10 protein-coding genes and 2 pseudogenes are annotated in these 13227 nt (G+C 30.7%); 4 read left to right on the top strand and 8 right to left on the bottom strand.

All coding sequences use genetic code 11. The features are described 5' to 3' along the window. Positions 1 to 238, top strand: a pseudogene (locus AACZ53_RS09875) (SulP family inorganic anion transporter); the annotation flags it as partial. A gap of 89 nt (positions 239 to 327) precedes the next feature. Next, on the top strand, positions 328 to 1074 hold the full coding sequence (locus tag AACZ53_RS09870; protein WP_339837740.1) for a DUF2490 domain-containing protein: 747 nt from the start codon (positions 328 to 330) through the stop codon (positions 1072 to 1074). A gap of 94 nt (positions 1075 to 1168) precedes the next feature. Here AACZ53_RS09870 and AACZ53_RS09865 read toward each other — a convergent pair whose 3' ends face one another. The 8 genes from AACZ53_RS09865 to miaB all read right to left on the bottom strand — a co-directional run bounded on the left by AACZ53_RS09865 (position 1169) and on the right by miaB (position 10226). Beyond that, positions 1169 to 3535 (bottom strand): hypothetical protein, encoded by a 2367-nt coding sequence (locus tag AACZ53_RS09865; RefSeq protein WP_339837737.1) that lies wholly within the window; start codon positions 3533 to 3535, stop codon positions 1169 to 1171. 80 nt (positions 3536 to 3615) lie between these two features. Next, complete coding sequence (gene groL, locus AACZ53_RS09860) at positions 3616 to 5241, bottom strand: chaperonin GroEL (RefSeq protein WP_339837735.1); 1626 nt, start codon at positions 5239 to 5241, stop codon at positions 3616 to 3618. A gap of 108 nt (positions 5242 to 5349) precedes the next feature. Then, the gene (locus AACZ53_RS09855; RefSeq protein ID WP_339837733.1) at positions 5350 to 5625 is read right to left on the bottom strand and encodes a co-chaperone GroES; all 276 of its coding nucleotides are present in this window, start codon (positions 5623 to 5625) and stop codon (positions 5350 to 5352) included. Positions 5626 to 5761: 136 nt separating this feature from the next. Beyond that, the gene (gene secG, locus AACZ53_RS09850; RefSeq protein ID WP_339837742.1) at positions 5762 to 6121 is read right to left on the bottom strand and encodes a preprotein translocase subunit SecG; all 360 of its coding nucleotides are present in this window, start codon (positions 6119 to 6121) and stop codon (positions 5762 to 5764) included. Next, a complete protein-coding gene (locus AACZ53_RS09845; protein WP_339837730.1) occupies positions 6121 to 6933 on the bottom strand; it encodes a tetratricopeptide repeat protein in 813 nt (270 codons plus the stop codon). The genes secG and AACZ53_RS09845 overlap by 1 nt, the downstream gene beginning before the upstream one ends. 14 nt (positions 6934 to 6947) lie before the next feature. Beyond that, complete coding sequence (locus AACZ53_RS09840; RefSeq protein ID WP_339837727.1) at positions 6948 to 7451, bottom strand: LptE family protein; 504 nt, start codon at positions 7449 to 7451, stop codon at positions 6948 to 6950. A 15-nt stretch (positions 7452 to 7466) separates the two neighbouring features. Beyond that, positions 7467 to 8741, bottom strand: a complete 1275-nt coding sequence (locus AACZ53_RS09835) for a sigma-54 dependent transcriptional regulator (protein WP_339837725.1) — start codon at positions 8739 to 8741, stop codon at positions 7467 to 7469. 33 nt (positions 8742 to 8774) lie between these two features. Next, positions 8775 to 10226: a tRNA (N6-isopentenyl adenosine(37)-C2)-methylthiotransferase MiaB gene (gene miaB / locus AACZ53_RS09830; RefSeq protein WP_339837723.1), complete on the bottom strand. Its 1452-nt coding sequence runs from the start codon at positions 10224 to 10226 to the stop codon at positions 8775 to 8777. 211 nt (positions 10227 to 10437) lie between these two features. Between miaB and topA the strand changes: the two genes are divergently transcribed. Together topA and AACZ53_RS09820 are read left to right on the top strand one after the other, a co-directional pair. Continuing rightward, complete coding sequence (gene topA / locus AACZ53_RS09825) at positions 10438 to 12945, top strand: type I DNA topoisomerase (RefSeq protein WP_339837721.1); 2508 nt, start codon at positions 10438 to 10440, stop codon at positions 12943 to 12945. A gap of 3 nt (positions 12946 to 12948) precedes the next feature. Next, positions 12949 to 13227: pseudogene (locus AACZ53_RS09820) on the top strand (arginase); the annotation flags it as partial.

The raw sequence follows: 13227 nt of genomic DNA, 5'->3' as shown, positions 1-13227 counted from the left end.
AGCAGCTATTTTTACCAATTATTTAGGTGTGAAAAGAAAGTTAGATGCTATTCCTCCTGGATTTAATGTTACTATTGATTTGAAGAAAACTAAATTAGTAGATCACTCTGTAATGGAAAATTTAGAGCATTTTAAAAATGATTATGAAGCTCATGAGAATAGTACGGTAGAAATTGTTGGATTAGATGACCACAAGTCCCTTTCAGATCACCCATTATCAAGTAGAAAAAATAAATAATAACAATTTGTTTAGTTAGTTAAAGGAAGAAGTATTTAATATTTTTTAAGTACTTCTATCCTTTGATATTTGAAAATATAAAAAATAAAATGAAAAAAATAAATATAATTACAATAACGGCATTAGTTTTTTTGTCTTTGAATAGTATTGCACAAGAAACAATTCATCACGACAAAACTAATACTTGGTTTACTTTATTGAATCGATTAAATATTAATAAAGATTGGAGTGTTTCAAATGAGATTCATGAACGAACTGGTGCTTTTTTAAATGAGCAAGGGACTTTTTTATGGAGACCTTCAGTTGATTATCACTTAAATGAAAATGTGGAGTTTAGTGTAGGATATTCTTATCTTAATAACAAGCCAAATGATCCAAATCCAAACCCAAAAATTGGAGTGGTTGAAAATAATATGTGGGAACAAATTTTACTAAAAACTAAAATTGGAAAAGTTAATTTTCAACATCGTTTACGTCAAGAAAATAGATGGTTTGACACTGTGGGTCAAAATCTAGATGGGACTTATTCTAAAACAGGGACAGACTACGCAAATCGTTTTAGATATCGTCTAACGGTTAATACAGATATTAAGAAGTTTGAAAACAATCAAGCTTTATTTTTTCAAGCATTTGATGAGATTTGGATTCCTCAAACAGATAAGTTAGCGCCAAAATCATTGTCAAGAAACTGGTTTTATGCTGGTTTAGGATATAAATTTAATCCTAAAACAAATTTACAAATAGGTTATATGAGCCAGTTTGATAGTATTGGAAACAATACTTATATTTCAACACCAATTTTACAAACTACTTTTGTTAGAAATTTTGATTTATAAGGAAATTGCGTTACTGAAACAAAAAGATAGAGTGAATAGCTCGAAATAGTTCCAAAAATAATATCCCGATAAGTTAATGCTTATCGGGATATTTTTAGTTTAAATCTATTGCAATATTTTCATAATAAAAATTACCTTCATTGTCAATTCCTTGAATGTTAACCAAGACGCTTTTTTGATTTAAAACCGGAATAGTAAACTCAAAATCACCACTTGTATTTGTATATAAATTTGGAATCCAGTTTATAGTACCATATTTTTTAAAGGCCTGATTTTCATAATAAGAATACTTTGGATTTTTAAATGGAATTTCCTTTTCAAAGCCATCTTTTATTATTAATGATTTTGAATTTATTTTCTCATTTGCAATACTGCCAAATTGTTTTTTGGTGTAAATTCTAATAGTTCCGCTAGGAGAATTCATCCCTGTTCCAAAACCTCTTTTGTTTATGTAAATTTCATCAACAGTATTTAAATTCATATTCAATATTAAATCTAAATTTCCCAATGGAGCATCGTCTAAAAATATTGAAGGAGAAAGAGAACCACTAAAAGAATTAGCTGTTCTACTAACTATTGATACAGAGCCTCCAACTGTTTTTACATCAAAACCATGAGATTGAATAAAACCAAGTACATCATAATATAAATCTGCGTTGTTCTGGTCAATTTTATAGCCTTGAGCGCCACCTCTGTTATAGAAATTTGTTGTGTTTTCTAATTTTAACTCAACCTTATCAGTGATGACTACATCTCTAAGAACTGTTGTGTTTGCCAAATAGGGAAAATCAGAATTGTATTCTGTTAACGGAGAAAAAGTTGTGTTTTCACATTTTATTTTTATTTCAGGTAAAGATTTTAAAAATCTGTTTTTATTATTTGCGACTTTAGAATATAGTTTAATAGCTTGATATTTAGATTTGTTATCCAATAGGGAAATGAAAAAAGCTGTTGAATCTGTTGCTACAATATTTTCAAACACAAAATTATTTTTTTCGTCTATTTTTCCGGTAAGATTGATTCCGTTTGCTATAGACGACAAAACTATGCTATATTTATCCTTGTTGGAAATGGTTTGATTTAGGGTTCCTTCAATAGTCAATCCAACGTCAAAAGGATATTTGATGGTTGGTGTTTTTGTAAGGATGTTATTCCAATCATATTTTGATGCATTTTGATTTAATAAAACTAAATCTAATTCAAATTGTTTTTTGCGGTTGAAGTCTTTAAAATAATAAGAATTTTTTTCTAATTTATTTATTAAATAGGCATTGAAATTTAATTGAGATGTAATAGCATTTTCTTCAAAAGAAGAAATAGTTTCTGTTGGAAGTACGCTAATACTAAAGTTGGCAATTTTGTCTTTTAGGTGGCCTTTTATCAGTAGTGTATCTTTAGTAATGCTACTCTTTTCTAAAACAATAGTTGATGTGTTTTTGATATGATTATAAATCATTCTTTCTGCTATTGCATTATTGTTTTCATCTAAAACTCTTATGATATTAACTCCTTTAAACAAAGCCGCTTTGTCAATAATAATATCATTTGATAAACCTTTAAAATAGAAATCTATTAGATTTGCTTTGTCGTTTTTTTGAATTACAAATGTGTAATTTTTGTCTTTATTTTTGTTGAAAGTATAATTGTTAGTTTTTATTTTTATGAACACTTTGTTTTCATCAGAATAGTTGTTTACACTCATTGAAATACCTTCAGTAGTAACTATAGGAAGGTTTTTTTCAATGTTGCCGGTGGTTTGTTCTATTACAATTTTATATTGTTCGCTTTTTGTTTTTAAAATATCAAACTTTCCATAACCTTGTTCGTTTGTTGCAAATTGATTTATTAAAATATTTTTTGAATCATAAACTTTAATATTGTTCAATTTTACTCCTTTTCCTCTACAGTCTTTTATTTGAACGCCTACTGTGTTGTCACAATCAAACACTAATTTTCCGCCTTCAATGCTAAGACTAATCGATTCATTATCTAACGAGTTGTTGTTATTTGTTTTGGGACTGTCTTTGGTGTTTATTATTTCAATAGCAAAAATTGAAGATTCATCTTCTTCAAAGTTATTCATAAAGTTTGTGTATGTGTGAATATAGTATGTTCCAGAAGCATAGGATTCGTCAAGTTTTAAATGACCAATTATAATGCCGTTACTAGCTAAAAACAGTTTTGAAACAACTTCGTTTTTGTCACTATCTAAAACTCTAACATAAACATTGGTAGTTGAATAATTTAATCCATTAGATTTTTTATCAATTACATAACCTTTAAACCAAATGGTTTCATTGGTTAAGTAAACACTTTTGTTAAAGTGTAAATGAATGTTTTCACTAGCTAAACTATAATAGTTATTTATAGATTTAGTAATTGTTTTGTGGTTGTCTTGTTCTTGAGCATTGGCTGCCAAAAAAAGAAATGTGAAAGCTAGTAGGAAATAGTTTTTATACATTACGATTTTTTTTATAAATATAAAAAAAATCCGACAAGAATTACTTGTCGGATTAAAATTATTTTATTTTATATAAAATATTACATCATTCCTGGCATTCCACCGCCCATCGGCATAGCTGGAGCATCTTCTTTGATGTCTATTAAAGCACATTCTGTAGTAAGAATCATACCAGACACTGAAGCTGCATTTTCTAAAGCTACACGTGTTACTTTTTTAGGATCAATAATTCCTGCTTTTAGCATTTGAACATATTCACCTGTTTTAGCATTGAAACCAAAATCAGCTTTTCCGTCTAATACTTTTGCAATTACAACAGAACCTTCACCACCTGCATTTTCAACAATAGTTCTTAAAGGAGATTCGATTGCTCTATTTACAATTTGAATTCCGGTTGCTTCATCAGCATTTTCTGCTTTTAATTTTGATAAAGCAGCTTTTGCTCTAACTAAAGCAACTCCACCACCAGCAACAATTCCTTCTTCTACAGCAGCTCTTGTTGCATGTAATGCATCATCAACTCTGTCTTTTTTCTCTTTCATTTCTACTTCAGAAGCAGCCCCAACATATAAAACAGCAACTCCACCAGCTAATTTAGCTAAACGTTCTTGTAGTTTTTCTTTATCATAGTCAGAAGTAGTAGTTTCTACTTGAGCTTTAATTTGATTTACTCTTGCTTTAATGTTTTCTTTAGAACCAGCACCATTTACAATTGTAGTGTTGTCTTTGTCAATTGAAACATTTTCGGCTGTACCTAACATTTCTAAAGTAGCATTTTCTAGAGAATAACCACTTTCTTCTGCAATTACAGTTCCACCAGTTAAGATAGCGATGTCTTCTAACATGGCTTTTCTTCTGTCTCCGAACCCTGGAGCTTTTACAGCTGCAATTTTTAATCCACCTCTTAATTTGTTTACTACTAAGGTTGCTAATGCTTGTCCGTCAACATCTTCAGCAATAATTAATAAAGGTTTTCCTGATTGTGCAACTGGCTCAAGAATAGGTAATAACTCTTGTAAGTTTGATATTTTTTTGTCGAATAATAAAATGTATGGATTGTTTAATTCAGCAATCATTTTATCTGCATCTGTTACGAAGTAAGGGGATAAATAACCTCTGTCGAATTGCATTCCTTCAACAATATCAACATAAGTATCAGTTCCTTTTGCTTCTTCAACAGTGATTACACCTTCTTTTCCAACTTTGTTGAAAGCAGTAGCGATTAATTCACCAATAGTTTCATCATTATTTGCTGAAATAGATGCAATTTGTTTTATTTTTTCAGATGAATTTCCAACTGTTTGAGATTGTTTAGCTAAATCTTCAACGATTGCTTCAACCGCTTTGTCAATTCCTCTTTTTAAATCCATTGGATTTGCTCCAGCTGCTACGTTTTTCAAACCTTCTTTTACGATTGCTTGCGCTAAAACAGTTGCTGTTGTTGTTCCGTCTCCAGCTAAATCATTAGTTTTAGAAGCTACTTCTTTAACCATTTGAGCGCCCATGTTTTCTAAAGGATCAGCTAATTCAATTTCTTTTGCAACGGTAACACCATCTTTAGTAATAGTTGGTCCACCAAACGATTTGCTAATAATAACGTTTCTTCCTTTTGGTCCTAATGTAACTTTAACTGCATTTGCCAAAGCATCTACACCTCTTTTTAAGCCATCACGAGCTTCTATGTCGAATTTAATATCTTTTGCCATTGTTTTGTTTTTTTTGCCCATTGGCTGAAGCCTAATGGTAATTTATTTAATATCCGTTGACTAAGGTCAAACGGCAATTCGTTTATCTTAATTCTCTAGTCTAAAATCTTAGATTATAGCGTAAATTTCTTCTTCTTTCATGATTAGGTAATCACTACCTTCATATTTTAATTCTGTACCAGCATATTTACCGTACAATACTGTATCGCCAACTTTTACAGTCATTGTGTAATCTTTTTTGCCGTTTCCAACAGCAACAACTGTTCCTTTTTGTGGTTTTTCTTTAGCAGTGTCAGGAATAATTAATCCTGAAGCGGTTGTAGTTTCTGCAGCCATTGGCTCAATTACTACGCGGTCTGAAAGTGGCTTTATGTTTAATGACATATTTTGTATTTTTAATTTATTAAATGTTCTATTTCTCTGATTTCAGAAATTATGCCAATGCTATATTTATGCCATTTTTGCCAATAAAAAAAGCCAGCACTGACAGGCTGGCATTTTTTTATAATGTTGCTAAAGTTTATTTAGTAGTATCGTTTGCTTGAGTTGTAGCAGCTTCGTTAGCTGGTTGAGCATTAGTTGCTGGTGTTGTAGGTACCACTGGTGCGCTTATTTCGCTTTCGTTAACGATTTTTGAACCGTTAACACCCCCATTTTGAAAACTTAATGTAGATAAGAAAATTAAAACGATTAACGCTATTCCTAAATACCAAGTACTTTTATCTAAAAAGTCTGTAGTTTTTTGAACACCCCCTATTTGTTGTGTACCACCAAAAGAAGAAGATAAACCTCCACCTTTAGGATTTTGTACCATAATTGCTAATATTAATAGAAAACATACTATTGTAATTGCTATTAAAAAACCTGTAAATCCCATAATTAATTATTTTGTTGTAAATCCTTTATATCTTTTATTCGGTTTGCAAAGAAAATACTTTTTTCTGGATATTTCAAAATTAATATCTCATAAGCTTGAATTGCTTTCTTATATTTCTTTTGTTCCAAGTAAATTCTGGCTAATGTTTCTGTCATTAAATGAGTTGGTTCTTGTGAGACTTTCTCAATAATAGTAGTGTTTATAGCGGTTTCTTTAAGAGGGCCAATTTTTGGATTGGTTTCAATAAATTTATCTATAATGTCTAATTTTTTCTTTTTTTCTTCAGGTAAATCTTCTTCAGTTTCTTCAATTTCTCTTTCAATTGGCGAAAATTTTGTCAATTGTAGCCATTCTGAAAACGAATGTTTTTCTTGAGAATCAAAATGTAAAGGTTTATTTATGTCTAGTTTTTCTTCAATTTCCGACAAAGGCTCTAAAGTTTTTTCATTTGAAGCTTTAAATTCTTCTATTTCGATATTGTTTTGTAATGCTTTTGGATTTAAGATTTCAAAACTTCCCACAAAAATTTCATTTATTTCTTTTTGTTGTTTTTCAATTAACTCTGTATTAACTGTTTTGAAATTTTCAGAAGTTACAAAATCAAATAAAATACTTCTATCTGTTGTGTGTGCAGCCGTTTTTTTTAATTCAAAATTATATCTGTAACTATTCAAGTTATATAATCCTTTTAAATACAAAGCGCGCATGCCTTGAAAATAAGGATATTGGTTTAAAATAGTTTCTAGTACCATAGTTTGATTTTCATCAACGGCATCAGGATTGTTTAAAAGATATGTTATTTTGTTTATGTTCAATTTGAATTATTTTTTTACCATTTAGCCAATGCTTCATTAAAAATATCTTGTGTAATTCTATCAAAAATTACGTCTAATGATTTAGTTAATTGCGAACCTGTTAATTGCGTGTTTCCATTAAAATCATCATAGAAAGAAAAACGTTTTTCAAAATCGTCTTCTTCTTTGTTTCTGTTGGTATACCTAACATTTATAGAAATTGTTAATCTGTTTTGTGCAGCAGTTTGATCAGCAGTTGCAGTCATCGGAGTAATTCTATATTCAGTAATTTCACCTTCAAATAGTAATTCGCCACCAGTGTTTGTTAGATTTAAATTAGTTTGATTTTGGATCAAATCTTGTAATTTTAAAGTAAAAGTTCTTTCAATTCCTGGTTGAATTAAGTCTGCATTATTTGCAAAATAATTTACTTGAAATGTTTTGGCTTCAATAGGTTTTGCACCTGTAAAATTATAAGCGCCACAACTATTTAATACAATGGAAACAAGTACTACTACTATATAATGTGTTTTTTTCATTTTTAAATCTGAATTTTAAAGATCATATTGCTTGATTTTTCTATATAAAGTTCTCTCGGAAATCCCTAATTCATCAGCTGCAGCTTTTCTTTTTCCTTTGTTTCTTTCTAAAGATTTTTTAATTAATTCTATTTCTTTTGCTTCTAAACTCAAGGTTTCTTCCTCTTCTATTGCTTCTGCAAAAAGATAATTTTCGTCATCATCATCTTCTTCAATATCTTCATATTGTTCTTGGTTTTGATGTGTTTTTGAAGGAATCATTTCTAATCTTGGTTCTTCATCAAAAGAAGTTTTGTTTTCTTCGGATTTTCCATAAATTTTCTGAATCAAACCTTTGTTTGCTTCTTGGACGTTAGAATTTCCGTTTTTGATTAAGTCAAGGGTTAGTTTTTTTAAATCAGACAAGTCACCTTTCATGTCAAAAAGTACTTTGTATAATATCTCTCTTTCATTACTAAAATCACTTTCAGCTTTTTTATCCTTAACTAAAGCTGGTAAATTTGAACCACCTTCTGGTAAATAAGAATGAATTGTTTGTAATGAAATGTCTCTAATGGTTTCTAAAACTGAAATTTGTTCAGCAACATTTCTCAATTGACGAATGTTTCCATTCCATCTATATTTCGTTAGATATTGAGCTGCATTTTCATCCAATTTTATTGGAGGCATGTTGTATTTGTGTGCAAAATCAGACGCGAATTTGCGAAACAATAAATGAATGTCATCCTTTCTTTCTCTTAAAGGAGGTAATAATATTTCGACTGTACTTAATCGATAGTATAAATCTTCTCTAAATTTTCCTTTTTCTATAGCTTCAAACATATTTACGTTTGTAGCTGCTACAATGCGAACATTTGTTTTTTGAACTTTTGAAGAACCTACTTTTATAAATTCACCATTTTCTAAAACACGAAGTAAGCGAACTTGAGTTGTTAAAGGTAATTCTCCAACTTCATCTAAAAAAATTGTTCCGCCATCAGCTACTTCAAAATAGCCATCACGGGCTCCAGTTGCACCTGTAAAAGAACCTTTTTCATGACCGAATAATTCACTATCAATTGTCCCTTCTGGAATTGCTCCACAGTTTACTGCAATGTATTTCCCATGTTTTCTATGCGAAAGCGAATGAATGATTTTTGGCATACTTTCTTTACCAACACCACTTTCACCAGTTATTAAAACGGAAATATCGGTTGGTGCTACTTGGATAGCTTTTTCAATGGCGCGATTCAGTTTTGGATCATTCCCAATAATTTCAAAGCGTTGTTTTATGTTTTGTATGCTTTCCATATTTATGCTGAATTTATTTCAGTATCTTTTTTACTAATTCATCACTTCACTATAACCAATCGCATCACCTTTTAAAGTCGCTCCAGTACAATCTCTGATTTTTACTAGAACAAATTCACCTATTTTATAATTCACTTTTGGAAAAACAGTAACCATATTTTCAGAGTTTTTTCCACTCCATTCTTGGTCTGATTTTTTTGATGCTTTTTCAATTAGAACTTCAACAACTTCTCCTACGAATCGTTTTGTTCTAGTTTCACTTATTTTTTGTTGTAAGTCAACTATTTCTTGTAATCTTCTTTTCTTTACTTCTTCAGGGACATCATCTTCTAATTTTCTTGCAGCAAGTGTACCTGGTCTTTCAGAATAAGAAAACATATAGCCAAAATCATATTGAACATATTCCATTAAGCTTAAAGTTTCTTTGTGATCTTCTTCAGTTTCTGTTGGGAATCCTGCAATCAAATCTTGTGAAATCGTGCAATTTGGAATTATAGTTTTTATTTTGTCTACTAAAGTCATGTATTCTTCACGAGTGTGTTGACGATTCATTTCTTTTAATATTCTAGTGCTTCCACTTTGAACAGGTAAATGAACATAATTACAAACATTATGATACTTAGCAATAACATGCAAAACTTCTTCGTGCATGTCTTGTGGGTTAGATGTAGAAAATCTGAAACGCATTTTAGGAAACGCAATAGCACACATATCAAGTAATTGTGCAAAGTCAACTGAAGTTGCTTTTTCCATTTCAGATGCTTTTACAAAATCTTTTTTCAGTCCACCACCATACCATAAATAGCTATCGACATTTTGACCTAAAAGACAAACTTCTTTGAAGCCTTTGTCCCATAAATCCTGAATTTCATGAATAATACTTTGTGGCTCTCTACTGCGTTCTCTTCCTCTAGTAAAAGGAACAACACAAAATGTACACATGTTGTCACAGCCTCTTGTAATAGAAACAAAAGCAGTTACACCATTACTGTTTAATCTAACTGGCGAAATGTCTCCGTAAGTTTCTTCTTTAGAAAGAATGACATTAATAGCATCGCGACCGTCTTCAACTTCAGCTAATAAATTAGGTAAATCTTTGTAAGCATCTGGACCAACTACTAAATCAACAATTTTTTCTTGTTCTAAAAATTGTTCTTTTAAACGTTCAGCCATACAACCTAAAACGCCAACTTTCATTTTTGGATTTACATCACGTTTTACAGCGTTGTATTTTTCTAATCGTTTACGTATAGTTTGTTCAGCTTTATCTCTAATTGAGCAAGTATTAACCAAAACTAAATCTGCTTCTTCTAAAATTTGTGTAGTGTTGTATCCTTGTTCGTTTAAAATGGATGCAACAATTTCACTATCTGAAAAATTCATGGCACATCCATAACTTTCAATAAAAAGTTTTTTTGAATTTCCTTCTTTTTTATCAATAATCAAGTTAGTTCCTTGTTTACTTTCGTCTATAACTTTTTCCATAAAATCATTTTCCTTAATGTATAGGATTGCAAAGATAATACTAAAAAATAAAAGATGACAAGTTGACAGTGTTAGTTTAACTATTTTTTTAAAGTTTAGTGTCAAAAGTGTGATTATTAATTAGAAAATAAGTAGAAAATAATATAAAAAAACCTTCAAAACTTTAAAATTTAAAAAAAACACATACTTTTGCGACAAATAAAAAATCAGAATGGCAAAGAATTTAGTAATCGTTGAGTCACCTGCAAAGGCAAAAACAATCGAGAAATTTCTAGGAAAAGATTTTCAAGTGGAATCAAGTTATGGCCATATTGCCGACTTGCCTTCAAAGGAAATAGGAGTAGATGTGGACAATGGTTTTAAACCAAAGTATGAAGTTTCTTCTGATAAAAAAGCTCTTGTTGGAAAACTAAAAACGCTTGCTAAAAATGCTGAAATGGTTTGGTTGGCTTCCGATGAAGACCGAGAAGGAGAAGCTATATCTTGGCACTTAGCAGAAGAGTTAAAACTAGATAAAAACAAAACAAAACGTATTGTTTTTCACGAAATTACCAAAACAGCTATTTTAAAAGCAATTGATAATCCTAGAGATATTAATTATAATTTAGTAAATGCACAACAAGCTCGTAGGGTTTTAGATAGATTAGTTGGTTACGAACTTTCACCAGTACTTTGGAAAAAAGTAAAAGGAGGTTTGTCTGCTGGTCGTGTGCAATCTGTTTCTGTTCGATTAATTGTTGAACGTGAAAGAGAAGTGCAGCAATTTAATTCAGTTGGAACTTATAGTATAACAGCAGAGTTTAACACAGAAGCTGGAAAAAGTTTTAAAGCAAAATTGCCAAAAAACTTCAATACGAAACAAGAAGCAGAAGATTTCTTAAAGAAAAATATAGGTTCATCTTTTAAAGTTGCCGATTTAGAAACTAAACCAACAAAGAAAACCCCAGCGGCACCTTTTACAACGTCAACTTTACAACAAGAGGCTGCTCGTAAATTGTATTTGCCAGTTGGAATCACAATGCAAATTGCTCAAAGATTATATGAAGCTGGTTTAATTACATACATGAGAACAGATAGTGTTAATCTTTCGCAAGATGCTATGACGGCTGCGCAAGATGAAATCACACGCTCTTATGGAAAAGAATTTAGTAAGCCTAGAAGTTTTACCAATAAAAGTAAAGGAGCACAAGAAGCGCATGAGGCAATTCGTCCAACGGATATGTCACAACATACTGTAAATGTAGAAAGAGATCAAGCTAGATTATATGATTTAATTTGGAAAAGAACTTTAGCTTCTCAAATGAGTGATGCGCAATTAGAGCGTACAAACGTAAAGATTGAAGCAAATAATCATAAGGAAACATTTACTGCAAGTGGTGAGGTGATTAAATTTGAAGGTTTCTTAAAAGTTTATTTAGAAGGGAATGATGATGATGAGGAAGAGCAAGAAGGATTGCTTCCTGCAATGAAAATAAACGAAAAACTTACCAATTCTTATATTCAAGCAACAGAACGTTTTTCTCGTCCACCTTCAAGATATACAGAAGCCTCTTTGGTTAAGAAATTAGAAGAATTAGGAATTGGTCGTCCTTCTACATATGCACCAACCATTTCGACTATTATCAATAGAAATTATGTTGAAAAAGGAAGTTCAGAAGGAGCAGAAAGAAAATATACACAATTTACTTTATTAAGTAGTGAGGTTAAGTCTAAAGTTCTTACAGAAACAACAGGTTCTGATAAAGGAAAATTAGTTCCAACAGATATTGGTACAATTGTAAATGATTTCTTGGTTAAAAATTTCTCAGCTATTTTAGATTATAATTTTACAGCAAAAGTAGAGCAAGATTTTGATGAAATTGCAGAAGGAAATATTGATTGGACAAACATGATGAATGAGTTTTATTCGAAATTCCATCCAAATGTTGTTGATGTTGAAGAAAATGCGGATAGAGAAAGTGGGGAAAGAATTTTAGGAACCGACCCTAAAACTGGCAAACCAATTTCTGTTCGTTTAGGAAAATTTGGACCAATGGCTCAAATTGGAGATGCAGAAGATGAAGAAAAACAATTTGCAAGTTTAAGTCCAGATCAAAATATCGGAACTATAAATTTAGAAGATGCTTTAAAATTATTTTTATTGCCTAAAAATTTAGGAACTTATAAAGATGAAGAAGTAGAAGTAAATAATGGTCGTTTTGGACCTTATGTAAGGTTTGGTAAAATTTTTGTTTCCTTGCCAAAAGGTGAAGATCCTTTAGATGTAACCTTTGATAGAGCAAAAGAATTAATTGCTGAAAAAGAAGAAGCTGACGCTCCAGTTGGGACTTATGATGCATTGCCCATTCAAAAAGGTGTTGGCCGTTTTGGCCCTTTTATCAAATGGAATGGATTGTTTATAAATGTTAGCAAAAAGTACAATTTTGATAATTTATCGCAATCAGACATGAATGAATTGATTAAAGATAAAGTTCAAAAAGAAATAGATAAGGTAATTCACGACTGGAAAGAAGAAGGTATTCGTGTTGAAAAAGCAAGATGGGGTAGAAGTGTTATCTTGAAAGGAAAAGTTAAAATCGAATTAAGTAAAGATATTGACGCAGTGGGTATGACACTGGAAGAAGTGAAAGACTTAATTGAAAAGAAAGCACCTGCAAAGAAAAAAGCTCCTGCTAAAAAGAAAGCACCTGCTAAAAAAACTACCGCAAAAAAGAAATAATATATGATGTTTGATTTTTTACAACCTTTATCAGACGATTTAGTTATAGATATTCATAGAGTATCTAATCAGGCATTAGGTAAAAAAGTTATTTTTAACACAAATCAAGAAACGCCTATTTTAAAAGAAGATTCAATTGCATTTATTGGTGTTTTAGACAATAGAGGTTCTGATTCTATGTCAAATTTAGAAGATTTAAACGAGGTTAGACTGCAGTTTTATAATTTGTTTCCTGGAAATTGGAATACAAATATGTACGATTTAGGTGATATATTGGCTGGA

It is taken from the genome of uncultured Flavobacterium sp., assembly GCF_963975005.1.
In the GTDB taxonomy this organism is placed as follows: Bacteria; Bacteroidota; Bacteroidia; order Flavobacteriales; family Flavobacteriaceae; genus Flavobacterium.
This window is presented reverse-complemented; position numbering and strand designations above follow the sequence as displayed.